Below are 23,440 nucleotides of genomic sequence, written 5' to 3'. Positions count from 1 at the left end.
CCTACTTCGAGGTGCGGTCTGGTCCGGACACGCCATCCGATGACACCGTGGTGGACCACGCCTCCGAGAGCAGCTGCCGCGTCTGTCGGAGGAGCTGCGGCAGCACCTTGGTCCCGCCGGTCACGGTAATGAAGTTCGCGTCACCGATCCAGCGTGGCACGACGTGTTGGTGCAGATGCTCGGACAGGGACCCGCCGGCCGCGCCACCCAGATTGAGCCCCACGTTGAACGAGTCCGGGTTCGAGACCGTCTTGATGACCCGGATCAGGTGCTGCGTGTACGACATGAGTTCGCGGGACTCGTCGTCGTCGAGGTCCTCCAGGTCCGCCACCTTGCGGTACGGCACCACCATCGAGTGACCCGGGTTGTAGGGGAACAGGTTGAGCACGACGTAGACGTGCTCGCCCCGGGCGACCATCAGCCCGTCCTCGTCGCTCATCCTCGGGATGTCGAGGAACGGCTCCCCCGTCATCCCCTCGGCCGGCTCGGGACGCGACTCGGCGATATATGACATCCGGTAGGGCGCCCACAGCAACTGGAGGTGGTCCTCCCCCACCCCGAACTGGCGGTAGACGCCCGTCGAGGACGGATCTCCGGCCGTCACACGCGCTCCGCGGTCGGCACGTCGTTGCGTCGGGAGTTGACCCAGTACGAGATCTTGTCCATCGCGGCGTTCCGCGAGACCCCGTTGAGCTGCGTCCCGTCCGGGAACCGGAAGCTCACCGCGCCCGCCTCGACGTCGCGGTCACCGGCCAGGAGCATGAACGGGACCTTGCCGGTGGTGTGGTTGCGGATCTTCTTCTGCATCCGCTCGTCGGAGACGTCGAGCTCGGCGCGGATACCGCGCCCCCGGAGCTCGTCGATCACGTCCTCGAGATGCTTCTCGTGCGCCTCCGCCACGGGGATGCCCACCACCTGCACGGGCGCCAGCCACGCCGGGAACAGACCGGCGTAGTGCTCGAGCAGGACCGCGAAGAACCGCTCGATCGAGCCGAAGAGCGCGCGGTGGATCATCACCGGCCTCTTCTTGGTGCCGTCCGCGGCGTTGTAGGTCAGGTCGAACAGCTCGGGCAGGTTGAAGTCCAGCTGGACCGTCGACATCTGCCACGTACGCCCGATGGCGTCGCGTGCCTGGACGGAGATCTTGGGGCCGTAGAAGGCGGCCCCGCCCGGGTCCGGGACCAGCTCGAGGCCGGAGTTCGTGGCCACCCGACGCAGCGTGTCCGTCGCGCGCTCCCAGATCTCGTCGCCGCCGACGTACTTCTCCGGATCCTTGGTCGACAGCTCGAGGTAGAAGTCCTCGAGGCCGTAGTCGCGCAGGAGCGAGATGATGAAGGAGAGAACGGAGGCGATCTCGCCCTCCATCTGCTCCTCGGTGCAGTAGATGTGCGCGTCGTCCTGGGTGAAGCCGCGGGCGCGGGTGAGGCCGTGGATCACCCCGGACTTCTCGTACCGGTACACCGTTCCGAACTCGAACATCCGCAGCGGGAGCTCGCGGTACGAGCGGCCGCGGGAGTCGAAGACGAGGTTGTGCATGGGGCAGTTCATCGGCTTGACGTAGTAGTCCTGCCCCGGCTTGGTCTCCTTGCCGTCCGCGTCGTACTCCGCGTCCAGGACCATGGGGGGGAACATCCCCTCCGAGTACCAGCTCAGGTGCTGGGACTTGCGGAACAGGTCGCCCTTGGTCACGTGCGGGGTGTTGACGAGCGAGTACCCGGCGGACAGGTGGCGCCTGAGGGAGTGCTGCTCCATCTCGTTGCGGATGATCCCGCCGCGGGGGTGGAACACCGGGAACCCGGACCCGATCTCGTCGGGGAAGCTGAACAGGTCCAGCTCGGTCCCGAGCCGACGGTGATCCCGCTTCTCCGCCTCGGCCAGACGGTCGAGGTAGGCGTCCATGGCCTCGGTGCTCTCCCAGGCCGTGCCGTAGATCCGCTGGAGACCGGCGTTGTTCTGATCGCCCCGCCAGTAGGCGGCGGACGAGCGCGTGAGTGTGAACGCGGGGATGAACTTGGTGGTGGGCGTGTGCGGGCCGCGGCACAGATCCGACCAGATGACCTCGCCCGTGCGGGGGTTGAGGTTGTCGTAGGCGGTCAGCGCACCCGCGCCGACCTCCATGATCTCGGAGTCCTCGAGCGCCACCGCGCCGTCGGCGTCGCCGGCGTCCGCCCGGCCCTTGTCCTCGACCAGTTCGAGCTTGTACGGCTCGCCCGCCAGCTCGGTGCGCGCCTCGTCGAGCGAGGCGTACTCCCGCCGCGAGAAGCGCTGGCCGGCCTTGATGATCTTCTTCATCCGCTTCTCGAGGTCCTTGAGGTCCTCGGGCGTGAAGGGCTCGGCCACGTCGAAGTCGTAGTAGAAGCCGTTCTCGATCGGCGGGCCGATCCCGAGCTTGGCCTCGGGGAACTTGTCCTGCACCGCCTGGGCGAGCACGTGTGCGCACGAATGCCGGATCACCGACCGCCCGTCCTCGGAGTCGGCCTGGACGAGCTCCACCTCCGTGTCCTCGGCGGGCGCCCAGGACAGATCCCGCAGGGTCCCCTCCGGATCCCGCACCACGACGATCGTCTGCGGGCCGCTGCGCGACTGCAGCTCCCGCTCGGCGAGGATCTTGCCCGCGGGCTCACCGGCCGGGACGACGGTCGTCACAGGGGCCGCACCCGTCGCGTCGGCATCGGTTTCCGGAATGCGGTTCTCGGACACGGGGGGAGATCTCCTCGGGCAGTGGACGTCGGGTGCCGGTGGGCCACCCGGGCTGACACCGGTCCACGACAGGGACCGGGCCGGTCCATGCTACCCGGGGCCCTGACGGAATCCCGGACCGCGGCGCGACGTTGCACCCGGCATGCGCATCGACATCTGGTCCGACGTCGTCTGTCCGTTCTGCTGGATCGGCAAGCGGCACCTCGAGGCGGCACTGGAGACGTTCCGTGCGCGACACCCCGAGATCGGGGTCGAGGTGGTGTGGCGGGCCTACGAACTCGACCCCTCCGCTCCCCGCGTCGTCGGCGACGAGCCGACCGAGACGAGCGCACAGATGCTCTCGCGCAAGTACGGGATGTCGCTCGCCGACGCGGAGGCCGGGCAGGAGCAGATGGCCGCCCGGTTCACCGAACTCGGCCTGGACTTCGACTGGCGGTCCGCGCGCATCTGTTCGACCTTCGACGCCCACCGCCTGGCCGCCCTGGCCGCCGAGCACGGACGGGCGGACGCGGTGGACGAGGCCCTGCGACGCGCCCACTTCACCGAGGGACGGGCGATCTCGGACCCGGTGGTGCTGCATCGGATCGGGGTCGGGGCCGGGTTACCGGCAGCGGAGGTCGACCGGGTGCTCCGAGGGGACGCGTACGCCGACCTGGTGCACCGCGACGTCGAGACGGCCCGCGGTCTCGGGGTCCGGGGGGTGCCGTTCTTCGTGTTCGACGACCGACTCGCCGTCAGCGGGGCCCAGCCGGTCGAGGTGTTCGACGAAGCTCTGGAGCAGGCGATGGCGGCGGAGGTCTGAGTCCCCCGAGCCCGTGCACAACCGAGCCCGTACACAACCGAGCCCGTACACACCACCGAGCGCCCGACCCGCTGTCCGCGGATCGGGCGCCCGGTCGTGCGGGGTGCCGCTATGTCATGTCACATCGCCAGCGCCGCCGCGCCGAAACCGGCGAGGGCCACGAGGCCCGAGCCAGCGGCGAGCTGGACCATGCGGTCCGCGGCCATGCACGTGAGCAGGAAGTCGCCCATCGTGCCGCCCTGCCGCTGGTGCGCGATCGCGAGGGCGGACGGACCGCACCTGCCGAGCGAGACCACCGCGAACAGTGCCGCGCCGAGAACGGGGTTGGCGAGGGCGATCGCGCCCAGGAACAGCAGGTAGTAGGCGCTGGAGCGGATGAAGATCATGAACCCGGGCCCGATGAGCGTGCCGAAGTAGAACGACACCCGCATCGGACGACCGACCCGGCGCAGATGGCGGGGCAGCTGCTGGCGTCGCATCGGCGTCGGCATCCGCAGCAGGCCGGTCTCGTGGAGGCCGTACAGGAACGCCAGCGAGGACCATCCCGCCAGCAGCGGCGCCACCGGGACCGGCCCGACCACGGACTGGACGGCCATCCCCACGAGGCCCAGGCCCGCACCGACCGGAAGAGCGGTGAGCAACGAGCCCGCGAGGTGGGCACCGAGACGGCCCAGGGCGGAGCCGTCACCGGGCCGGTCCGCCTGTTTGGGGGCGGCGACGACGCCCGCCACGGACATTCCGCAGGTGGACCGGTTCGCGGCGACGGCGGTGAGCGCGGCCGCGCCGACGACGCCCACGGTGAGGGCGACCGGTGCGGTCAGGCCGGTGACGGCACCGACCGCCACCGCGGCGCCGACGCCGACGGCCAGTGATGCGGCGGCGACCCCGACGCGCTTGGCGATACCGACCGCGTGGCCCATCCGCGGCCGGATCTCGGGGCGATCGCCGAGGTCCAGGTCGGATATATCCGCCACGGACCGGGTCTCCCCGTCGGGCGGGACGGTGGCTCCCGCGAGGTGCGGTGCCGTGGTGGGTGTGATTGTCATGGTGTTCCTCCTCGTACTGGTGGTGTGGTAGTGGATCGGTGGGGTGGGACGAGGGTCAGGCGGGTGGTCTCACGACCACGGAGCCCACCATCTGGGGGTGGATCGAGCAGGTCACCCGGTAGATGCCCGGTTCGGGGAAGACCATGCGGTGCTCCCCCTCTGCCCGGAAGCCGGCGTTGCCGTCGAGTCCTTCGACGACCACGTCGTGGTAGGTCCCGCCGTCGTCGAAGAACCAGGCGACCTCATCGCCGGCGACCACGTGCAGCTCTCTGGGGTCGAAGGCGACGTTGCGCACCGTGACCCTGGCGGGCTCGGGGGGAGACCCGCACCCGGTCACGAGTAGCGCGACTGCGGTGACCGACGCGAGGACCGGGTTCGGGGAGGTTCCCGCCCGCCCCCTACGGGTGACGGGCCTCATCCCTCCACGATGACCTGTCCGGTCATCTGCGGATGCGGGGTGCAGGTGTAGTCGTAGACGCCCGCGGTCTCGAAGGTCTGCGCATAGGTGCCGGAGGTCTGCAGCTCGGAGGCGAAGGCGACCGGTGCTCCCTCCATCGACGCGACGTCGTGGGGCAGGGATGCCTCCCAGACCCACTCCACGGTGTCTCCCGGGGAGATGGTGACGACCGCGGGATCGAACTTCATGTCCAGCACCCGGACCTGGACCGTGGTGCCGGTCGCGGCCCCCGCCCCCACGTCACCGGACGAGCACCCGGCGGTGAGGAGGAGGGCGGACGTCGCCATGGCGGCGAGCTTGGTGGTGTTGCGCAACATCGAGTGTCACCTCTCGTAGTAGAAGTTGGTGGTCATCCCGGCGTCCAGGTGATACGCGTTGTGGCAGTGGAACATCCAGGCGCCGGGATTGTCGGCGTCGAACTCGAACGCGAGACTCTGGCCCGGGTGGATGATCACGGTGTCGCGCCGCAGTCTCCCGTGCTCCGGGACGCCGAAGGTGTGCCCGTGCAGGTGCATCGGGTGCCACATCGAGGTGGAGTTGGTCATCTCGATCCGGATCCGCTCGCCCGTTCGCATGAAGATCTTCCCGACGTCCGGGCCGGCGATCCCCCAGACGTAGTCGGACGGCGACTCGATGAGTTCGAGTCGGTACGTCCGGTCCGCCGACGATCCCGACGACTGCGGAGACGAACATTCCCGTCATTAGCGTTCCTTCCTACGACGATGACCCTCGTCGAGGGCCTTGTGCGGCAGCACGGAAGGAACGCTATGGCTGTACTGTTTCGGCGAGATTTCCGAATGAGGCTGCTTTTACTACCAAACCTCTACGTTCGTCTAGGGCACGCTCGAACCTGGACGCGGCCAGCCCGGGAGGCGGCGAGGGTGCTCTACAGCTATCGCGAACCGGCAACGATGAGGAAATGACGAAACCCCGCGCTCCGGTAGACGGAGAGCGGGGTTCGTCGGGTGGTGGTCCTAACTGGGTTCGAACCAGTGACCTCTCCGGTGTGAACGGAGCGCTCTTCCACTGAGCTATAGGACCTCGTCGCCCGGCTTCTCTCCCGGGCACCCGCAATACTCTAGCAAGCCCGGTGCCCACGCCCAATTCGGGTCCCGACGGGGCGGTGTGGGCTCCCGTTTCCCGTCCGGGCGCTCCGACTCGCGCTCCTCCACCATGGTCTGCTCCGCGCTGCACTAGCGGCACCTCGGTGCGCGTCGTCGTCGGTCCATTCCGGCGCTGACCCGGTCGCGAAACTCGGGCGGTCAGGCAGGCCCCGGCCAGCCGGGTTGCCCACGGCCGCAACTGCGGTGCGGGCGGGGCCGGCGGGGCTGGTGGTGCGGAAACTCTATCGGGCTCCTGGCCAGTTCAGCGGGCATTTCCGACCCCGGATTTGTCTTCCGCGAACGTCGTCGGCTAATGTTCATTCTCGCAACGCGGTGAGCAACAGCGAGCCGGGGAGCGATGCGGATGTGGCGCAGCTGGTAGCGCATCACCTTGCCAAGGTGAGGGTCGCGGGTTCGAATCCCGTCATCCGCTCGGAGGGATCGAGGAGCCAGGACGTCCTCACCAGGCTCGATACCTTTGCGGTGGAGTGGCCGAGTGGTGAGGCAGCGGCCTGCAAAGCCGTCAACACGGGTTCGATTCCCGTCTCCACCTCCACGTCCGGATACGTCCGGACGGGAAACCCGCGCGATTAGCTCAGCGGGAGAGCGCTTCCCTGACACGGAAGAGGTCACTGGTTCAATCCCAGTATCGCGCACCACACAACGCCCCGGCTCCGGCCGGGGCGTTCGTCGTTTCGCGGACTGTCGCTCGTTCGGTACCGGAACGTACTCCCGACGTGACGTCGGTCACTGATCATGATGGTATGTCCGCGATGCCCCACCTCCACCATTCGACGACGATCGACCAAGCCGACATCGCGACCATGCGCGGCCGCGTCGTCGACTTCCGGCACACCACCGGTGTCCTCGCTGATCTGCAGCGCACGGGAACCGATGAATTCGAGCTCACGCTCATCCTCGGTGGCGGCGACGACGCGGAGAAACTCGTCATCAGAGGGGCACGGACGGGCGAGAGCCTGCACCTGCACGCCTGAACGGCGCCTTATAGGCTCGTGGGGTGACCGCCCGACTCAGTGACGCCTCGGTGGCCGATATCGACGCCGTCTCGGCCTTGTCGGCCCGGACGTTCCCGCTGGCGTGCCCTCCCGAACTGGGGCCGGTCGAGATCAGGGCCTTCATCGCCGAGCACCTCGGCCCGGAGGCGTTCAGAGCTCACCTCGTCACGCCGGGCCACGAGGTCCTGGTGGCCCGGGGCGACGACGGTGAGATGGTCGGGTACATCCTGCTGATCGCCGGGACCAAGATGGACCCGGGCTGCGCTGGACAGGTGATTCACCGACCCACGACCGGGGTCAGCAAGTTCTATGTGGATCCCGACCACCACGGCGGAGGGATCGCGTCGGACATGCTCGACGAGGTGTGCCGACGGTGCAGAGCGGCGGGCACGCGGAGCATCTGGCTGGCCACCAACGTCGCCAACGCCCGAGCCCGCAGGTTCTACGTCAAGCGTGGTTTCGAACCACGCGGGAACCGGACCTTCGACGTCGGAGGGGTCGCCAACACCGACGTCGTGTACGAACTGGCGCTTTGAGAGGGGCCTGCCGGTCAGCCGCCGACGGTCTCGAACCGGGACAGCGCCAGGAGTCGGGAAGTGGCACGAAGGTACTTCTTGCGGTAGCCGCCGGCGATCATCTCGTCGGTGAAGATCGCGTCCAGTTTGTCGCCGGAGTTGCGCACGGGAATCCCCGCGTCATAGAGCCGGTCGGCGAGGACGACGAGACGAAGGGCGATCGACTGATCCGGCAGCGGCTTGACCCCGCTGAGGCAGACCCGCGTGACGCCGTCGACGAGGCGGTTGTACTTGGACGGGTGAAGGGTCGACAGGTGCTCGCACAGGGCGTCGAAGTCGTCGAGCGTGGCACCCTCCACCGCCTCGGCCTCGGCCTCGAGTCCGCTGTCGTCCATCGGGTCCGGGGCGGGGGGCAGGTTACGGTGCCGGTAGTCCGGGCCGTCGACCCGGATCGACTCGAAGATCCCCGACATCTTGCGGATCTCCCGCATGAAGTCCTTGGCCGCGAACCGTCCCTCCCCCAGCTGCTCCGGCAGCGTGTTGGAAGTGGCCGCGACGCTGACACCGGCGGTGGTGAGCTCCGCGAGCAGTCTAGACACCAGCATGGTGTCGCCCGGATCGTCGAGCTCGAACTCGTCGATGCACAGGACGGAGTGCCCGGAGAGCTCCTCGACGGCCCGGTTGAAGCCGAGAGCACCCACGACGTGGGTCAGCTCGACGAACGTCCCGAACGCCTTGGGCTCGGGGCAATTGTGGTAAATCGACGTCAGCAGGTGGGTCTTGCCCACCCCGAAGCCGCCGTCGAGATAGATACCGGTCCCCTGCACCGCCTTCGGTCGCCGGCCGAACAGCCCCTTCTTGGGAGTGCGACGGGCCACCACGGACTCGGCGAACTCGCGACACGCCTTGACCGCGGCGGCCTGCGAGGGCTCGGCCGGGTCCGGGATGTAGGAGTCGAAACTGACATCGTCGAACATCGACGGGGGAACCATCTGTGCCACGAGCTGATCGGCAGGAACCACCGGGGTGACGTCAACGAGGCGAGCGACCATGGGCAGAGCCTATCGTGGGGACACCCGGCGTCAGAACGGAAGGAGTCCCCGGTGCGCATGACACGGCCCACCGTGATCGACGACGACCCCGCCGCCCTCGAGGCCTTGTGGGCGGCGCTGGACCCCGAACCGGGTCTGCCCGTGCCGTGCATCCGCGCGGTGATGATCTCCTCGGTCGACGGCACGACCACCGTGGACGGCCGCAGCGGCGGGCTGGGGACCCCGACGGACCGGCTGGTCTACGACGCCATGCGGGCCCGGGCCGACCTGATCCTGGTGGGCTCGGGCACCGTTCTGGCCGAGGGGTACGGCCCCGCCCGGACCGCCGCCGTGTGGGCGGACAGACGACCCGGTCCCCCGCCCGTCGTCCTGGTGTTCACCCGCGCGCTGGGCGACGCGCTCATCGAGCACTGCGCCGACGCCGGCGACGGACTGCAGGTGGTCGCCGCCCACGGAGTGCCCGGCGACCGACTCGAGGCCGCCCGGGAGCGGGGTGTCACGGTGCACGTGCTCGATCCGGGTCCACTGCGCACCTCCGTCCGTTCCCTCGCCACACACTTCGGGGCCTCCGAGGTGACGTTCGAGGGCGGTCCGCAGCTGCTCGGGACGTTGTTGCGCGAGGGCGCGATCGACGAACTCGTCCTGTCGGTCGCCCCCGAGATCATCGTCGGCGGCGACGACTCGCGACTGGCCGTCGGAACCGACGCCACCCGGGTTCCGCTGCGCGTCGCCGCGGCCTTCACGTGCCCCCGCGGCGGGCTCTACACCCGCTGGGTCGTCACCGGGGCCGACGGGTGAGGAACCGTCGAGCGGGAACACGCGCGGTCACGCGGCACCGGCACGTACGGGCACTCGGCGTGGGGCTGGCGGCCCTGGCGGTGACGATCGCCGGGTGTGCGCCCCTGCCCGCGACGGGGCCGCGCCTGGCGACCGGCGACGGCCCCGGGGGATCCTCCGGCGGTGGCGAGGCGGCCGAGACCGCCGACCGACCCGACTGGCTCGCGCCGCGCAGCAACCTCACCTGGGTCCCGTGTCCCGACGGCCGGACCGGCGGGATACCGGAGGGCGCCGCCGTGGAGTGTTCCCTCCTCGGGGAGACCCCCGTCCTGCGGCTCACCGCGACGGGGACACCCGACGACGCGGCGCCCCTCGTCGTCGTCGCCGGTCCCGAGACACCGGCCGACACCCTCGCCTCCCGACTCGCCTCGTCCGGCCCCGAACTCATTGACACCCGACCGCTGGTCGTCGTGGACTACCGCGGACGGACCGGCCCGGCCGGCACGTGCCTGACCTTCCCGGCCCGCCGCACCCTCGACGGACTCGCGGACCGGGGCACCGACCCCGATTCGCCCGAACTGCGCGGCGACCTCGCCGACACCTCACAGTCCTGCACGGACCAGCTCCAGGGCCGCGAACTGGACTTCGGCTCCGCCGGCGCCGCCGAGGACCTCGAACGTCTTCGCCAGCAGTGGGACGTGCCCGGGCTCGCCGTGATGGGGATCGGGACCGGGGCCCGCACCGCCCTCGCGTACGCCGGCGCACACCCGGGTCGCCTCTCCCTGCTCGTGCTCGACTCCCCCGCCCCCGCCGACGGGGACCAGGAGGCCGCGGCCCGCGCCGCCCTCGACGGCTCCGACGCGGCGCTGCGCCTGTGGGCCGCCTCGTGCACCCGGACCGAGTGCGGACCCGGCGACGCCGACGAGAAGGTCGAGGCCGTGACCCGCGCGCTCGACCGCGCCCGCGAACCCGGCGTGGCGGTCCCGGCGGCGTTGCTGTCCGACGTGGTCCGGTCGGCGTTGGCGGACCTGTCCGGCGCCTCCGCTGCCGACGCCTCCCCAGGCGACGTCATCCTGGGCGACCTCGCGGCCGCCGCCCCCGAGGACACCCCGGGCAGCGTCCGTGACCGCGCCGCCGAACTGGCCGGGACGTCGCTGCCGTACGTGGCCGGATGCTCCGACCTGTCGCGCCGCGTCCCGGTCAACCGTGTCGGGGAACTGCGGGCCGAATGGGAGCAGACCCCGCCGTTCGGGGAGATCATCGCCGCGCAGCTCTCCGCCTGCTCCACCTGGCCCGTGCCCGGGCAGTCTCCGGTCTCCGTTCCCGCCGAGACGCCGGTACTCCTGGTCGGAGGGATCGCCGACCCCCGGGCCGGTGCCGCCGCACTCGAACCCACCGCCGGGGCCCTCAGCGCCGCCGGGGCCACCGACGTGCGGATCGTCACCTGGGGCGCCCCGGGCGCACAGGTGATCCTGCACTCCGGATGCGCCCGGGGCGCGGTCGTCGATTTCCTCGACGACCCGGATGCCGCTGAGCAGTCCACGGCCTGCCCGTCCTGACCGGCCGGGGTGCCTCACCGGGACGCGGGAGGCCAGGCGGTACCCTGCGAGTCGTGCCGCTGCCCACCCGAAGCACGTCGACCGTGCCCCGCGTCCTCACCCACGTGTTGTGGCCGCTGGCGATCATGACCGTCATCCACCGCGTCCTGATCAAGGCCGTCAACGGATCCATCACGAACGACTTCGGCACCGTCTACGCCGCCACCAGGCGTTTCCTGGCAGGTGAGCCGGTGTACGTCGAGAACCTGCTGACGGTGCAACCGCACTATCTCTACGCCCCCAGCGGGACGTTCGTCCTCGCCCCGTTCGGCCTGATCGACAACTACACGCTGGCGCGCTGGCTGTTCATCGGAATCAACACCGCCGCGATCATCGCGGCGCTGTGGCTGCTCATGCGGCTGTTCGACCTCGACGTCCGCTCGTTCGCCGCCCCCGCCATCCTGCTGGCGGCGTTCTGCACCGAGGCGGTCACCAACACGCTGGTATTCACCAACGTCAACGGCGTGATCTTCCTGTGCCAGGTGGCGTTCCTCTACCTGCTGCACCGACGGCGCCTCTGGTGGGCCGGCGTGGCCATCGGCCTGTCCCTGGCCGTCAAACCGATGCTCGCTCCGCTGCTCGTGCTGCCTCTCATCCGCAAGCAGTGGCAGCCGTTCGTCACCGCGGCCGCGATCCCCGCCGTCACCATGGCCGCGGGGTGGGCCCTCACCGTCGACGCCCGCAGTTACCTCGACACCACACTCACCTACATGGGCGAGGTCCGCGACTACTACAACAGCTCGATCGCCGGGATGGGCCTGTACTACGGCGTACCCGAGCCGGTCATCCTGGTGGCCCGCATCCTGGTCGTGGTGGCCACCCTCGTCGCCGTGTGGCTGCTGATGGACTACCGCCACAACCACGAGGTGCTGTGGTTGGCCACCACCTCCGGGGTCGTGCTCGCCGGTGTGTTCCTCGTCTCCACCCTCGGCCAGATGTACTACTCGATGATGCTCATCCCGATCATGCTCACGGTGGTGCTGGACAAGTCGTTGGTCCGCAACTGGCCGGCGTGGCTCGCCGCGTACGGGTTCTTCACCCTCGACTTCTGGGAGTCGGCGCGCTGGCCCTACTACGGGCGGCTACTCGAGTTCGCGCACCCGACCCTGGGATGGTTGCTGCTGCTGGCCACCGTGCTCGTGGTGCTGCTGTGGCGCCGCAGCGACCCCCGCCGGCACGAGCGGATCGCACCGGCCGCCGCGTCGGCGTAGCCTGCGGGCATGAGCGAGCCCACCGATACCCACACCCCCCAGCCGGACTTCACGCTGGACGACACCGAGTGGCGTCGTCGACTCAGCCCGGAGGAGTACCAGGTCCTGCGGCAGGCCGGCACCGAGCGTCCCTTCACCGGTGAGTACAACGACACCAAGACCGAGGGCGTGTACCGCTGCCGCGGATGCGGTGCCGAACTGTTCCGCAGCGACGCCAAGTTCGAATCCAACTGCGGGTGGCCCTCGTTCTTCACGCCGCTGGCCGGCGGCGCCGTCATCGAGCGCACGGATTCCTCGCTCGGCATGACGCGCACCGAGGTGATCTGCGCGAACTGCCACGGTCACCTGGGGCACGTGTTCGCCGGGGAGGGCTACGGCACCCCCACCGACCTGCGGTACTGCATCAACTCCCTGAGCATGACGCTGGAGCCGGCCGAGAGCTGAACTCGACCGGCCGCATCCGGCCCACAGAGACGAGAGGGCCGACCGGGACTGCTCCCGGTCGGCCCTCTCTCGCGTCAAGTCGAGCTGTCGGCGCGCGGTGAACCTCAGGGCATCGATGCCGCCAGCTGCCCGGCGGTGACGCGCGGTCCGGTGAAGAACGGGATCTCCTCGCGCACGTGGCGGCGGGCCTCGGTCGCCCGCATCTCGCGCATCAGGTCGACGATCCGGTCGAGCTGCGGGGCCTCGAAGGCGAGGATCCACTCGTAGTCCCCCAGCGTGAAGGACGGCACGGTGTTGGCGCGGACGTCCGGGTACTCGCGGGCGGCGCGGCCGTGCTGGGCGAGGATCTGGCGCCGCTCCTCGTCGGGGAGCAGGTACCACTCGTAGGAGCGCACGAACGGGTACACCGAGACGTACGCCCCCGGCTCCTCCTCGGCGAGGAACGCCGGAATGTGGCTCTTGTTGAACTCCGCGGGGCGGTGCAGCGCGGTGTTGGACCAGTAGGCGGTGCTGGCCCGGCCCAGGAGGGTGGTGCGCCGGAACTCGTTGTAGAACCGCTGTAGGTCCTCGATGTGCTCGGAGTGGGTCCAGATCATGAAGTCGGCCTCGGCGCGCAGGCCCGAGATGTCGTAGAGACCCCGGACCACCACGTCGGTGCCGTCGTAGCGGGCGAGGAACTCCTCCAGGTCCGCGGCGACCGCGTCCCGGTCCTCCCCGAGCTGCCCCGGCGTCACCGTGAAGACGGAGAACATCAGGTAGCGCAGGGTCGAGTTGAGTTTCTTGTAGTCAAGGCGTGCCATGGCTCAATCCTGCCACCCCGAGGCGAGTCGCCGGGCCGCGGCCCGCGCCGAGCCGATACAGGCGGGTACCCCCACGCCCTCGGTCGCGCCGCCGACGAGCTCCACGCCGGGCAGCCGCTCGGCCAGTTCGGCGCGCACGCCCGAGATCCGCGTGTCGTGTCCGGGACCGATCTCGGCGAGGGCGTCGGACCAGCGGCGCACCCGCGAGTGCAGGACCGTCGGCGCGGAGCCGCACAGTCCCCCCAGCGCGGATTCGGCCATGCGGGTGAGGGTGGCGTCGTCGGCGGCGAGCACCTCGTCGTCGTCGATCCTCCCGAACGACACCCTGACCAGGTGCCCGGGCCGGGTGTCGAGGTGGGGCCACTTGCGACTGGTGAGGGTCATCGCCTTGAACGGCACCGGTTCGTCGGTCGCCACCAGGACCCCCGACCGCTCCGGGAGGTCCAGGGACCGGTCGACCTCCAGTGCGACGACGGCCGAGGAGGCCGTCCGGATCGCGGACAGGCCACTGGTCGCGGCGTCGAGACCCCCGGCGCCCTCGAGGAGCGGGGCGGCGTGGGGAACGGGGACGGCGACGACGACGAGGTCCGCCTCCTCGGACCACGACCCGCGGTCGCCGGCGACCGCCAACGAGTAGCCCGAACCGTCCCGGTGGAGGGCGGTGCAGGTGGCGTGTGTACGTATCACGGCACCGGAGGCCCGGACGAGGGCGTCCACGAGGAGCCGGTAACCCCCGTCGAGGGTGGCGAACACCGGGCCCGGCACGCGGTGCGCGACGAGCTCCCGCGCGGCGGCCGTGAGGCTGGGAGCGCCGCGGTCCAACGCCTGCGCCAGCCCCGGGATCACCTGCCGCAGCCCGAGCCCGGTACTGGGGGCTGCGTACACGCCCCCGAGCATGGGGTCGACGAGCCGGGCGACGACCGCGTGCCCGAACCGTTCGGAGACCAACGAGCCGAGCGAGACGTCACCGCCCGGCTCCCAGTCCAGCGGCAGGTCTACCTCCCGAGCGGCCGCAGCGCGCTCCCGCGGGCTCAGCACGTCCGCCAACGCCCCGACGTCGGACGGCAGACCCATCAACGTGCCGACGGGCATGGGCACCATCCGACCCCCGGTGAGGATCGCCGGTCCGAGCGGCCCGGGATGACGCAGCGACCCGGTCAGGCCGAGTTCGGCGACGAGGTCGCTCGCCTCGGGTCGGCGGCCGATGAAGGCCTCGGCGCCGAGCTCCATCGGACCGGACGGGAAGTCGACGGTGTGGAGTGCCCCGCCCGGCCGGTCCGAGGCCTCGAGGACGGTGATGTGGGCGTCCGGCAGCTCGCGCGAGAGCTGATAGGCGGCCGTCAGCCCGCTGAGCCCGCCGCCCACCACGGCCACGCGAGGGCCCACCGTCACTTCCCGGTCAGCTCGTGGATGAGCTCCACCACGTGGGTCACCGCACCCGGGTCGGTGGTGGGCAGGACACCGTGGCCGAGGTTGAACACGTGGCCGCGTGCGCCGAGGTCGCGGGCCCGCTGGCCCTCGTCGAGGATGCGGCGGACCTCGCCGTCCAGCGCCGACCGGTCCGCGAAGAGCATCGCGGGGTCGAGATTGCCCTGCAGGACCTTGCCCGGCGCCCGCCCGGCCGCGTCGTCCAGGGGGATGCGCCAGTCCACGCCGACGACCTCCGGGCCGGCCTCGCCCATCGCCCCGAGCAGCTCGCCGGTGCCCACGCCGAAGTGCGTGCGCGGAACCGTCGTGATGATCTCGTCGGCGAAGATGCGGGTCGAGTGCGGGAGTACCAGCGACCGGTAGTCCCGCAGGCTGAGCGCGCCCGCCCACGAATCGAAGAGCTGGACGGCGTCCACTCCGGCAGCGATCTGCGCGCGCAGGAACACCGTGGTCAGGTCCGCCAGCTTGGCCATGAGCGCGTTCCACACGTCGGGCCGCGAGTACATCAGTGACTTGGTGTGCTCGTGGTTGCGGCTCGGGCCGCCCTCGATGAGGTAGGACGCCAGGGTGAAGGGGGCCCCGGCGAAGCCGATGAGCGCCACCTGCGGGTCGAGTTCGGCCACGACCAGCCGCACGGCCTCCTCGATCTTCTCGAGGCGGTCCGGGGTGAGCTCGGGCAGGGCGGCGACACCGGCCTCGTCCCGGATCGGCTCCGCCACCACGGGCCCGGTCCCGGGCACGATGTCGATGTCCACCCCGGCCGCGGCCAACGGGATGACGATGTCGGAGAAGAAGATCGCGGCGTCCACCCCGTGGCGACGGACCGGCTGCAGGGTGATCTCACACGTCATCGCCGGGTCGAAACAGGCCTCCAGCATGGTGGACCCGGCGCGGACCTTCTTGTACTCCGGGAGCGAGCGGCCCGCCTGGCGCATGAACCACACCGGCGTGTGGGCGCCGCCGACTCCGGTCACCTCGTCGAGGTACGGGCCGGTCCCGGCGCGGCGGCCTGCGGCGGCACCGGTGGCGGGGTCGGTGGAACGGGAGGTCGAGGACGCATCAGAGTTCAACACGCCCCCCATCGTCCCATGACGCCGCCGCTGCGACCGGTCAGCCCACCCGGGTAGGCGACGGCGCGCCTCCTCGGGGCACGCCGGGGCGGTCGCTAGCGTGACGACCCGTGAGTACATCGGTCAATGACGGCGAGCCCGAGGTCTTCCGGGAGGCGGTCGAGTCGCTGTCGCGACTCGAGGTCCGCCCCGAGATCTCGGTCGGCCCGATCCGCCCGCCGCAGCGACTGGCGCCCTACAGTCACGCGCTCGGTGTCGAGATCATCCCGCCCTCCGGCGACGACGTGCCGGAATTCTCCGACGGCGACGCCTTCGGCCGTCTCATCCTCCTGCACGACCCCTCCGGGGACGACGCGTGGAACGGCACCCTCCGACTCGTGGCCTACATCCAGGCCGACATGGAGGCCTCGCTGGCAGGTGACCCGCTCCTGCCCCAGGTGGCGTGGAGCTGGCTCACCGAGGCCCTCGGCGATCAGGCCGGGCCGTACACCTCGCTCGGTGGCACCGTGACCAGCACCGCCTCCGTCCGCTACGGCGACATCGCCGGTCCTCCCCAGTCCCACCAGCTCGAGCTGCGCGCGTCCTGGACCGCCCTCGAGCCCGACCTGACCGGCCACGCGTCCGCCTTCTGCACGACGCTCGCCCTGGCCGCCGGCCTCCCCCCCGTCGGCGTGACCTCCCTGCACCGGCGGTCGTGAGCGGGCGCCGCCGCGGCGAGACCCCGCCCGGGGCACAGCCACCCCCGGCCGAGTACGAGTTCGTCGACGCCCTCCCCGCCATCGAGGCGGTCGCCGACGCCCTGCGGTCCTCGCCCGGCCCCGTCGCGGTCGACGTCGAACGCGCTTCGGGGATCCGGTATGCCGACCGGGCCTTCCTCCTGCAACTCCGCGCCCCCACCGGCCCCGCCCTGCTCGTGGACCCGGAGACCCCGGGTCGGACCATCGGCTCCCTCGCCGACGTCCTGTCGACCCGCCCCCTGCTGCTCCACGCCGCGAGTCAGGACCTCCCGTCGCTGCGTGAGCTGGGGGTCTCGCCGACCTCGCTCGTCGACACCGAGCTGGCCGGACGTTTCCTCGGCACCGAGCGGGTCAACCTCGGGGCGATGATCTCGGAGCACCTCGGGATCGGCCTGGCCAAGGCGCACTCCGCCGCCGACTGGTCTCGTCGCCCGTTGCCGGCGGCGTGGTTGGACTACGCAGCCTATGACGTGCTGTTCCTGCACGAACTGGCGGACGAGGTCCTGCCGCGGCTCGACGAGCTCGGCCGCCGTGAGTGGTTCGAGGCGGAGTGTCGGTACCTGGTGGAGTCGGGCCCGGCACCTGCCGCGCCGGACCCCTGGCGTCGACTGTCCCGGCTGTCGAGCCTGCGCGACGGCCGGCAACTGGCGCGCGCCAGGGAGTTGTGGATGGCCCGGGACCGGGTCGCGGCCGAGCGGGACATCGCCCCCAAGCGGCTCCTCGGTGACGCGGCGATCGTGGAGGCCGCCAGGGTGGGGCCGACGAACAGAACCGCACTGCTGGCGATCGAGGGGTTCGACGGACCTCACCGCCGACGGCTCGTCGGGGAATGGCTCGCCGCCCTCGAGTGGGCCGACGGGCTGGGGCGGGCCGACCTGCCCTCCCGGCAGGGGCCGCCCGCCGAGCATCCGCCGCACGCGTCGTGGAAGCGCAACGAGCCCGAGGCCGCGGAGTTGCTCGAGATCGCCCGCGAACGGATCGGCGCACTCGCCGACGACCTGGGTCTGGAGCCCGGGCTCCTGCTCAAACCCTCGACGCTGAGACTGTGGGTGTGGCGCGCGGCGACGACCCGGTCCGGGGACGACGCGGAACTGCTCCACGACGTCCTGCTCACCGAGAGCGCCCGTGCCTGGCAGATCGAACTGGCCACCGACCCCCTGCTCGAGGCGGTGCGGAGCTTCCGCGCGGATTCCTGAGTCCGGGCCACCGGCACCGGCCGGCGCCGCCCCTGTCACGCGTGGGTACGGGCCCGCGTGTGCACGCGTCCGGCGATCCGGCCCGGGTCAGCCCAGTCGGGTCCGGATGCTGTCCGAGATCCCCTCGGGGGTCAGTCCTGCGTCGGCCAGGATCTCCCCCCGGGAGCCGTGGTCGAGGAACTCCTGCGGGATGCCCAGCGCGACTCGATCGACCCGCACCGCGGCGTTGTCCAGGCATGCCGACACCGCTGACCCGACGCCACCGTGCAGACCGTTGTCCTCGACCGTGACCACGAGACGGCGTCCACGGGCGGCGTCCACGATCGACGCGGGCACCGGGTAGACCCATCTGGGGTCCACTACGTCGACCGAGATGCCCTCTGTCCCGAGGGCACGGGCGGCGGCGATGGCGGGCGCGACCATCGACCCCACCGCGACGATGAGGACCTCGGCGTCACCGGATCCGTGCACGCGGTCGACCCCGTCCTCGGACGTGGCGAGGGCGGGCAGAGCATCACCGACCGACCCCTTCGGAAACCGGACGACGGTCGGACCGTCCTCGATGCCCACCGCCTCGCGCAGTTCCTGCCGGAGGGTGGTCGCGTCCCGGGGAGCGGCCACGCGCACCCCGGGGATGATTCCGGTGAGCGACAGGTCCCACATCCCGTTGTGGCTCGCACCGTCCGGGCCGGTGACGCCGGACCGGTCCAGGACCATGGTGACCGGTTGTCGGAGTAGCGCGACGTCCATGAGCAGCTGGTCGAACGCCCGGTTGAGGAAGGTCGAATAGACCGCGACGACGGGGTGCAGCCCACCGAGCGCGAGCCCTGCCGCCGAGGCCACGGCGTGCTGCTCGGCGATACCCACGTCGTACATCCGTTCCGGGAACCGCTCCCCGAACGCGGCCAGACCGGTCGGCCCGGCCATCGCGGCCGTGATGGCCACGACGTCATCGCGTTCGGCACCGATCGCACACAGTTCCTCGGAGAAGACCGACGTCCAGTCCACGGCGGAGGAGGTCGACAGCGGCTTTCCGGTCTCGGGATCGATGACCCCGGTGGCGTGCATCTGGTCCGCCTCGTTGTTCTCGGCGTGGACGTAGCCCATCCCCTTACGGGTGACGACGTGGACCACCACCGGGCCGCCGAAATCCTTCGCGAGGCGCAGGGCCGCCTCCGTGGCGGCGAGATTGTGCCCGTCGACCGGCCCCATGTACTTGAGCCCCAGGTCCGCGAACAACTCCTGCGGCGACACGACGTCCTTGACTCCCGTCTTGATGCCGTGGAGCACCGAGTAGACGGCCTTCCCCACGACGTCCTTGCGGCCCGTGAGCGCGTTCTTCGTGCGATCCATCGCCTTCTCGTACGCCGGCTGGAGCCGCAGCGCGCCGAGGCGGTCGGCGAGCCCTCCGATGGTCGGCGAGTACGAGCGGCCGTTGTCGTTGACGACGATGACCATGGGGCGGTCCTTGGCGGCGGCGATGTTGTTGAGGGCCTCCCATGCCATGCCACCGGTCATCGCGCCGTCGCCGATCACGGTGACGACGGTCCGATCGGACTCCCCGCGCAACGAGAACGCCTTGGCCAACCCGTCCGCGTATGACAGGGAGGCCGTGGCGTGCGAGGACTCGACCACGTCGTGCTCGCTCTCCGCGCGACACGGGTAACCGGACAACCCCCCGCGGGTGCGGAGCCCGTCGAACTGATCGCGACGACCGGTGAGGATCTTGTGGACGTAGGACTGGTGTCCGGTGTCGAAGACGACGGGGTCGCGGGGTGAGTCGAAGACCCGGTGCAACGCCACGGTCAGTTCGACGACGCCGAGATTCGGGCCGAGGTGCCCGCCCGTCGCGGCGACCTTACGGATGAGGAATTCACGTATCTCCCCGCACAGCGCGGCCAACTCCCCGGGACCGAGCCGCCGCAGATCGGATGGGCCGTCAACCTGTTCGAGCACGCTCATTGCTGTCGACTGCCCCTTCCGTGACCGACACCCTGCTGGGTCGAATGGTCAGTCTACTGGCTGGCGCCGCGCGACCTCGCCCACGGGCGGACGTGTGGGCCCCTACCTGCGGTGCCGGATCAGGAGCGTCCCGGCGAGTCCAGTACGGCGATCCCCTCGACGTGATGGGTGCCCGGGAAGGCCGCCACCCCGTGGAGGTCCGTGAGCGTCCACCCGGCGGCCACGAGGACGCCGATGTCCCGCGCCAGACTCGCCGGATCGCAGCCCACGTGCACGATCCGGGACGCACCTGTCGCCGCGAGCCGCCGCATGACCGGGATCCCCGCTCCGCCGCGCGGGGGATCGAGGATGATGACCTCCGGATCGGGGTGGTCCGCCGGCCGGTCGTCGCGGTCCTCGAGCACCGTCTCGACCCGGGAACGCAGGGTCCTCACTCCCCCGCCGGCGGGGTCCCCGGGCGGGCCGCCGAGGGTGTCCGTGGCCGCGTGCAGCGACGCCGTGGCGGATTCGACGACTGTCACGCGGGCGCCCGGGATCGCGTCCCGAACCCCGGCGGCGAACAGCCCGGCGCCTCCGTAGAGGTCCCAGATCTCGGGGATGTCGGTCAGGTCGGGGGTGCGCGTCACCGCGGTGCGTACCTCGTGGCTGTAGTGGCTCGCGGCGGAGCGGTGCGCCTGCCAGAACGCGTCGGGAGGCAGCCGCCACTCGTGGCCGCCCACCCGTCTCACGACGGTCGGTCCCCCGGCAACGATCTCCCAACCGGCCGCCCGCGAATGACGTGCCCTGGCGCGGGTCGCCGAGGACCGGCGGGATCGGCCGCTCCGGCCCCGCGGCGTGTCACCGACGGCCGGGCGGTGGGCGATGTGCACCATTCCGTCGTCACCGAGCACTCCGAGCACCTCGCGGCCCGGGCCGAGCGTGGTGGCGGAGACCGCATCACGCAGCCGCGGGTCGGGCTGGATGCAGGGCTCGGTCACCAGTTCACGGGAGCGCGCCCTCCGGACCCCCGGCACACCATCGGGGCCGGTGACCCAGCGGGCGACGGTACGCCAGCCGGACGTCGCGGGATCCGCGGCGGGGACCTCGACCGGGACCGCGTCGTCCCGGTATGCGATCCGGCCGATCCGGTACACCTGCTCGGCCAGGATCCTGCCGGCGAAACCGCGGGCGGCATCGGACGCGATGTGGCTCCAGTCGCAACAGCCGGCGCCGGCGGCCGCCGCCGGGCACGTCGGGACCACCCGGTCCGGGGATTCCTCGACCACCGCCTGGACCGTCCCTCGACAGAACGCGCGCCCGGGGTCGTCGTCGATGAGGACGTCGACCAGTTCGCCGGTGATCCCGCCGCGGCAGAACACCACCCGGCCCTCGTGGCGCGCGACGAACTCGCCGCCGTGCGCCGGTCCCTCCATGCGCAGGCGCACCACACGGCCCGTCCAGCCGGTCGCTCGGTCCTGGGTCATCTTTCCTCCGGTCCACGCCAGCGTCCGACGATGGGTTCGTCGCGCGCCTGCTCCGCGCGGCCGTCCGAGGACGACAACTGCCACGGGACGCTGGTCACCATGACACCTCGCTCGTAGAGCAGGCGGGTCTTGAGGCGCAGCGCGCTCTGGTTGTGCAGTATCTGCTCCCACCAGTGGCCCACCACGTACTCGGGGATGTACACGGTCACCACGTCCCGCGGCGCCTGATCGCGAAGGCGCTTCACGTAGTCCACCACGGGACGGTTGATCTCACGGTACGGGGACTCGACCACCTTGAGCGGAACCGAGATGCCGCGTCGATCCCATTCCCTCACGAGGGCACGGGTCTCGGCGGTATCGATGTTCACCGTCAACGCCTCGATCGAGTCCGGGCGTGCCGCCCGCGCGTAGGCCAGGGCCCGCAGGGTGGGCAGGTGCAGTTTGGACACCAAGACCACACAGTGTGTCCGGCTCGGCAGGACGACCTCCCACGAGGAGTCGTCGAGTTCGCGGGCGACCGCGACGTAGTGCCGGTGGATGAGTCGCATGATCCCGAACGCTCCGAGCATCGCCAGGACCGCGATGTAGGCCCCGGAGAGGAACTTGGTCGCCATGACGATCACCAGGACGCCGGCGGTGACGAGGAACCCGACGGCGTTGATCGCCCGGGACCTGTGGATCCGCCGACGCACGGACGGGACCCGCTCGTGGTCCAGGCGCCGGGTCCAGTGTCGGACCATGCCGAGCTGGCCGAGGGTGAAGGCGACGAACACGCCCACGATGTAGAGCTGGATGAGGAGCGACACCTGGGCGTCGAACGCCACGACCAACACGACTGCCGCGATCGCGAGGACGACGATCCCGTTGGAGAACGCCAACCTGTCCCCGCGGGTGGCGAGCTGTCGGGGCAGATACTTGTCGCGAGCGAGGACCGAGGCCAGCACCGGGAACCCGTTGAACGCCGTGTTGGCGGCGAGTGCCAGGATCAGCGCGGTGATGATGATGACGGCGTAGAAGGCGAGCGGCAACCCCTCGAAGACCGGTCGCGCCAACTGGGCGATCATCGTCTTCTGCCGGTACCCCTCCGGAGCGCCGATCAACTGTGCCGCCGGTTGCTCGGCGATCCGGACCCCGAGCCGACCGGCCAGGGCGATGAGCCCCAGGAGGAACGAGACCGCGAGAACCCCGAGGACGGCCAGCGTCACGGCGGCGTTGCGGGCCCGCGGCTTCCGGAAGGCCGGGACACCGTTGTGGATGGCTTCGATACCGGTCAGGGCGGCACATCCGGATGCGAAGGACTTGGCGACGACGAAGGCGAGCGCGAGTCCGGCCAACTCCGCCCCGTCCACCGGCACCATTTCGAATCCCGCGGATTCGGCCCGGAGGTCGCGGCCCAGGATCTCCACCTGGAACAGCCCCCAGACGATGAGTGCGGTCATGGAGGCGAGGAACGCGTAGACGGGCACGGCGAACATCGCGCCGGTCTCACGGAGCCCACGCAGGTTGAGCGCCGCCAGGAGGATGATCGCCAGGACGGCGAACGGAATCTCCCTGGATTGGACGAAGGGGATCGCCGATCCGATGGTCGCGGCGGCGGCCGAAATCGACACGGCCACCGTGAGGACATAGTCGAACAGCAGGGCCGCACCGACCGCCAGGCCCGCACGGGGGCCCAGATTGACGGTGGCGACCTCGTAGTCGCCTCCTCCCGACGGGTAGGCACGGACGTTCTGCCGGTAACAGGCGATGACGACCACAAGGACCGCCGCCACCGCCAGTCCCACCCACGGGGTGAACGTGAGTGCCGAGACCCCGGCGATGGAGAGCACGAGGAAGATCTCCTGCGGGGCGTAGGCCACCGAGGACAGCGCGTCGGACGCGAACACCGGCAACGCGATCCGTTTGCGGAGGCTGGTGGCACCGATGGTGTCGCTGCGCGAGGGACGCCCCACGAGGAGACGCTTGGTTCCCACGGAGACCTTCGAGATCCTGGACACCGACATATCGTAGGGCCCGCGAGCCCCGCCGGGCAGCATCCGTGGGTGTGAGTAGCGTGTCCGTCA

21 protein-coding genes, 4 tRNA genes and 1 pseudogene are annotated in these 23,440 nt (G+C 70.7%); 12 read left to right on the top strand and 14 right to left on the bottom strand.

The genetic code is table 11. The features are described 5' to 3' along the window. Nucleotide 1: 1 nt before the first annotated feature. The gene (locus tag Q2K20_RS07855; RefSeq protein ID WP_269501567.1) at nt 2-514 is read right to left on the bottom strand and encodes an HIT family protein; all 513 of its coding nucleotides are present in this window, start codon (nt 512-514) and stop codon (nt 2-4) included. Between the two features lie 86 nt (nt 515-600). Continuing rightward, a complete protein-coding gene (thrS, locus tag Q2K20_RS07850; protein ID WP_269501433.1) occupies nt 601-2,700 on the bottom strand; it encodes a threonine--tRNA ligase in 2,100 nt (699 codons plus the stop codon). A 142-nt stretch (nt 2,701-2,842) separates the two neighbouring features. On the opposite strand from thrS, the gene Q2K20_RS07845 reads away from it, so the two are divergent. Next, entirely contained in the window at nt 2,843-3,502 is a 660-nt protein-coding gene (locus Q2K20_RS07845; protein WP_159148734.1) for a DsbA family protein, read from the top strand. Nucleotides 3,503-3,621: 119 nt separating this feature from the next. On the opposite strand, the gene Q2K20_RS07840 is transcribed toward Q2K20_RS07845, so the two are convergent. From Q2K20_RS07840 to Q2K20_RS07820, 5 genes and pseudogenes are all read right to left on the bottom strand, one after another. After that, nucleotides 3,622-4,422 (bottom strand): methylamine utilization protein, encoded by an 801-nt coding sequence (locus Q2K20_RS07840; RefSeq protein WP_181694371.1) that lies wholly within the window; start codon nt 4,420-4,422, stop codon nt 3,622-3,624. A gap of 181 nt (nt 4,423-4,603) precedes the next feature. Further along, a complete protein-coding gene (locus Q2K20_RS07835) occupies nt 4,604-4,966 on the bottom strand; it encodes a hypothetical protein (protein WP_159147820.1) in 363 nt (120 codons plus the stop codon). Next, nucleotides 4,963-5,322: a plastocyanin/azurin family copper-binding protein gene (locus Q2K20_RS07830; RefSeq protein ID WP_119192976.1), complete on the bottom strand. Its 360-nt coding sequence runs from the start codon at nt 5,320-5,322 to the stop codon at nt 4,963-4,965. Before Q2K20_RS07830 ends, Q2K20_RS07835 begins: the two co-directional genes overlap by 4 nt. Before the next feature lie 6 nt (nt 5,323-5,328). After that, nucleotides 5,329-5,664, bottom strand: a pseudogene (locus Q2K20_RS07825) (multicopper oxidase domain-containing protein); the annotation flags it as partial. Between the two features lie 307 nt (nt 5,665-5,971). Then, a tRNA-Val gene (locus Q2K20_RS07820) sits at nt 5,972-6,046 on the bottom strand. A gap of 422 nt (nt 6,047-6,468) precedes the next feature. On the opposite strand from Q2K20_RS07820, the gene Q2K20_RS07815 reads away from it, so the two are divergent. From Q2K20_RS07815 to Q2K20_RS07795, 5 genes are all read left to right on the top strand, one after another. Next, nucleotides 6,469-6,541: transfer RNA gene (locus Q2K20_RS07815), tRNA-Gly, on the top strand. A gap of 49 nt (nt 6,542-6,590) precedes the next feature. Further along, nucleotides 6,591-6,664 (top strand) — tRNA-Cys (locus tag Q2K20_RS07810). Nucleotides 6,665-6,692: 28 nt separating this feature from the next. Then, nucleotides 6,693-6,767, top strand: a tRNA-Val gene (locus Q2K20_RS07805). A 105-nt stretch (nt 6,768-6,872) separates the two neighbouring features. Continuing rightward, on the top strand, nt 6,873-7,103 hold the full coding sequence (locus Q2K20_RS07800; RefSeq protein WP_119192974.1) for a hypothetical protein: 231 nt from the start codon (nt 6,873-6,875) through the stop codon (nt 7,101-7,103). Between the two features lie 23 nt (nt 7,104-7,126). After that, on the top strand, nt 7,127-7,660 hold the full coding sequence (locus tag Q2K20_RS07795) for a GNAT family N-acetyltransferase (protein ID WP_269501423.1): 534 nt from the start codon (nt 7,127-7,129) through the stop codon (nt 7,658-7,660). 14 nt (nt 7,661-7,674) lie between these two features. Here Q2K20_RS07795 and zapE read toward each other — a convergent pair whose 3' ends face one another. Continuing rightward, nucleotides 7,675-8,691 carry a cell division protein ZapE gene (zapE, locus tag Q2K20_RS07790; protein ID WP_069388412.1) on the bottom strand — a complete coding sequence of 339 codons (1,017 nt, stop codon included), beginning with the start codon at nt 8,689-8,691 and terminating at the stop codon, nt 7,675-7,677. 57 nt (nt 8,692-8,748) lie between these two features. Between zapE and Q2K20_RS07785 the strand changes: the two genes are divergently transcribed. From Q2K20_RS07785 to msrB, 4 genes are read left to right on the top strand one after another with little or no spacing between them, the layout of a single operon-like run. Continuing rightward, nucleotides 8,749-9,489, top strand: coding sequence for a dihydrofolate reductase family protein (locus Q2K20_RS07785; protein ID WP_194307194.1), 741 nt, complete (start codon nt 8,749-8,751; stop codon nt 9,487-9,489). Further along, entirely contained in the window at nt 9,486-11,027 is a 1,542-nt protein-coding gene (locus Q2K20_RS07780; RefSeq protein WP_269501422.1) for an alpha/beta fold hydrolase, read from the top strand. The genes Q2K20_RS07785 and Q2K20_RS07780 overlap by 4 nt, the downstream gene beginning before the upstream one ends. A gap of 53 nt (nt 11,028-11,080) precedes the next feature. Further along, complete coding sequence (locus tag Q2K20_RS07775; RefSeq protein ID WP_235027790.1) at nt 11,081-12,277, top strand: glycosyltransferase family 87 protein; 1,197 nt, start codon at nt 11,081-11,083, stop codon at nt 12,275-12,277. A gap of 9 nt (nt 12,278-12,286) precedes the next feature. Beyond that, nucleotides 12,287-12,721 carry a peptide-methionine (R)-S-oxide reductase MsrB gene (gene msrB / locus Q2K20_RS07770; RefSeq protein WP_069389058.1) on the top strand — a complete coding sequence of 145 codons (435 nt, stop codon included), beginning with the start codon at nt 12,287-12,289 and terminating at the stop codon, nt 12,719-12,721. Nucleotides 12,722-12,825: 104 nt separating this feature from the next. Here msrB and hemQ read toward each other — a convergent pair whose 3' ends face one another. Genes hemQ through hemE form a run of 3 tightly spaced genes read right to left on the bottom strand, consistent with a single transcriptional unit; the run spans nt 12,826 to nt 16,031 of the window. Continuing rightward, the gene (hemQ, locus tag Q2K20_RS07765; RefSeq protein WP_069389059.1) at nt 12,826-13,521 is read right to left on the bottom strand and encodes a hydrogen peroxide-dependent heme synthase; all 696 of its coding nucleotides are present in this window, start codon (nt 13,519-13,521) and stop codon (nt 12,826-12,828) included. 3 nt (nt 13,522-13,524) lie between these two features. Then, nucleotides 13,525-14,907 carry a protoporphyrinogen oxidase gene (gene hemG, locus Q2K20_RS07760; RefSeq protein WP_269501418.1) on the bottom strand — a complete coding sequence of 461 codons (1,383 nt, stop codon included), beginning with the start codon at nt 14,905-14,907 and terminating at the stop codon, nt 13,525-13,527. A gap of 2 nt (nt 14,908-14,909) precedes the next feature. Next, nucleotides 14,910-16,031: a uroporphyrinogen decarboxylase gene (gene hemE, locus Q2K20_RS07755; RefSeq protein WP_390890239.1), complete on the bottom strand. Its 1,122-nt coding sequence runs from the start codon at nt 16,029-16,031 to the stop codon at nt 14,910-14,912. Nucleotides 16,032-16,129: 98 nt separating this feature from the next. Between hemE and Q2K20_RS07750 the strand changes: the two genes are divergently transcribed. Further along, on the top strand, nt 16,130-16,717 hold the full coding sequence (locus Q2K20_RS07750) for a DUF3000 domain-containing protein (protein WP_159147774.1): 588 nt from the start codon (nt 16,130-16,132) through the stop codon (nt 16,715-16,717). Beyond that, nucleotides 16,714-17,952: an HRDC domain-containing protein gene (locus Q2K20_RS07745; RefSeq protein WP_159147776.1), complete on the top strand. Its 1,239-nt coding sequence runs from the start codon at nt 16,714-16,716 to the stop codon at nt 17,950-17,952. Before Q2K20_RS07750 ends, Q2K20_RS07745 begins: the two co-directional genes overlap by 4 nt. Before the next feature lie 87 nt (nt 17,953-18,039). On the opposite strand, the gene dxs is transcribed toward Q2K20_RS07745, so the two are convergent. From dxs to Q2K20_RS07730, 3 genes are all read right to left on the bottom strand, one after another. Then, entirely contained in the window at nt 18,040-19,914 is a 1,875-nt protein-coding gene (gene dxs / locus Q2K20_RS07740; RefSeq protein ID WP_269501409.1) for a 1-deoxy-D-xylulose-5-phosphate synthase, read from the bottom strand. A 119-nt stretch (nt 19,915-20,033) separates the two neighbouring features. Next, nucleotides 20,034-21,377, bottom strand: coding sequence for a class I SAM-dependent RNA methyltransferase (locus tag Q2K20_RS07735; protein ID WP_269501407.1), 1,344 nt, complete (start codon nt 21,375-21,377; stop codon nt 20,034-20,036). Continuing rightward, complete coding sequence (locus tag Q2K20_RS07730) at nt 21,374-23,380, bottom strand: APC family permease (protein ID WP_269501406.1); 2,007 nt, start codon at nt 23,378-23,380, stop codon at nt 21,374-21,376. The genes Q2K20_RS07735 and Q2K20_RS07730 overlap by 4 nt, the downstream gene beginning before the upstream one ends. Between the last annotated feature and the right edge of the window lie 60 nt (nt 23,381-23,440).

The organism is Dietzia sp. IN118 (assembly GCF_032905965.1).
Classification (GTDB): Bacteria; Actinomycetota; Actinomycetes; order Mycobacteriales; family Mycobacteriaceae; genus Dietzia; species Dietzia kunjamensis.
Note: the sequence above shows the minus strand (reverse complement) of the source record. Positions and strands in the feature narration are given on the sequence as shown.

Coding starts and splice junctions, on each gene's coding strand:
- Q2K20_RS07835 (WP_159147820.1), bottom strand. CDS start 4,966: ATGAGGCCCGTCACCCGTAGGGGGCGGGCGGGAACCTCCCCGAACCCG.
- Q2K20_RS07735 (WP_269501407.1), bottom strand. CDS start 21,377: ATGACCCAGGACCGAGCGACCGGCTGGACGGGCCGTGTGGTGCGCCTG.
- Q2K20_RS07800 (WP_119192974.1), top strand. CDS start 6,873: ATGTCCGCGATGCCCCACCTCCACCATTCGACGACGATCGACCAAGCC.
- Q2K20_RS07840 (WP_181694371.1), bottom strand. CDS start 4,422: ATGGGCCACGCGGTCGGTATCGCCAAGCGCGTCGGGGTCGCCGCCGCA.
- Q2K20_RS07785 (WP_194307194.1), top strand. CDS start 8,749: ATGACACGGCCCACCGTGATCGACGACGACCCCGCCGCCCTCGAGGCC.
- hemQ (WP_069389059.1), bottom strand. CDS start 13,521: ATGGCACGCCTTGACTACAAGAAACTCAACTCGACCCTGCGCTACCTG.
- Q2K20_RS07855 (WP_269501567.1), bottom strand. CDS start 514: ATGTCATATATCGCCGAGTCGCGTCCCGAGCCGGCCGAGGGGATGACG.
- Q2K20_RS07830 (WP_119192976.1), bottom strand. CDS start 5,322: ATGTTGCGCAACACCACCAAGCTCGCCGCCATGGCGACGTCCGCCCTC.
- hemE (WP_390890239.1), bottom strand. CDS start 16,031: ATGGGGGGCGTGTTGAACTCTGATGCGTCCTCGACCTCCCGTTCCACC.
- Q2K20_RS07845 (WP_159148734.1), top strand. CDS start 2,843: ATGCGCATCGACATCTGGTCCGACGTCGTCTGTCCGTTCTGCTGGATC.
- msrB (WP_069389058.1), top strand. CDS start 12,287: ATGAGCGAGCCCACCGATACCCACACCCCCCAGCCGGACTTCACGCTG.
- Q2K20_RS07730 (WP_269501406.1), bottom strand. CDS start 23,380: ATGTCGGTGTCCAGGATCTCGAAGGTCTCCGTGGGAACCAAGCGTCTC.
- dxs (WP_269501409.1), bottom strand. CDS start 19,914: ATGAGCGTGCTCGAACAGGTTGACGGCCCATCCGATCTGCGGCGGCTC.
- zapE (WP_069388412.1), bottom strand. CDS start 8,691: ATGGTCGCTCGCCTCGTTGACGTCACCCCGGTGGTTCCTGCCGATCAG.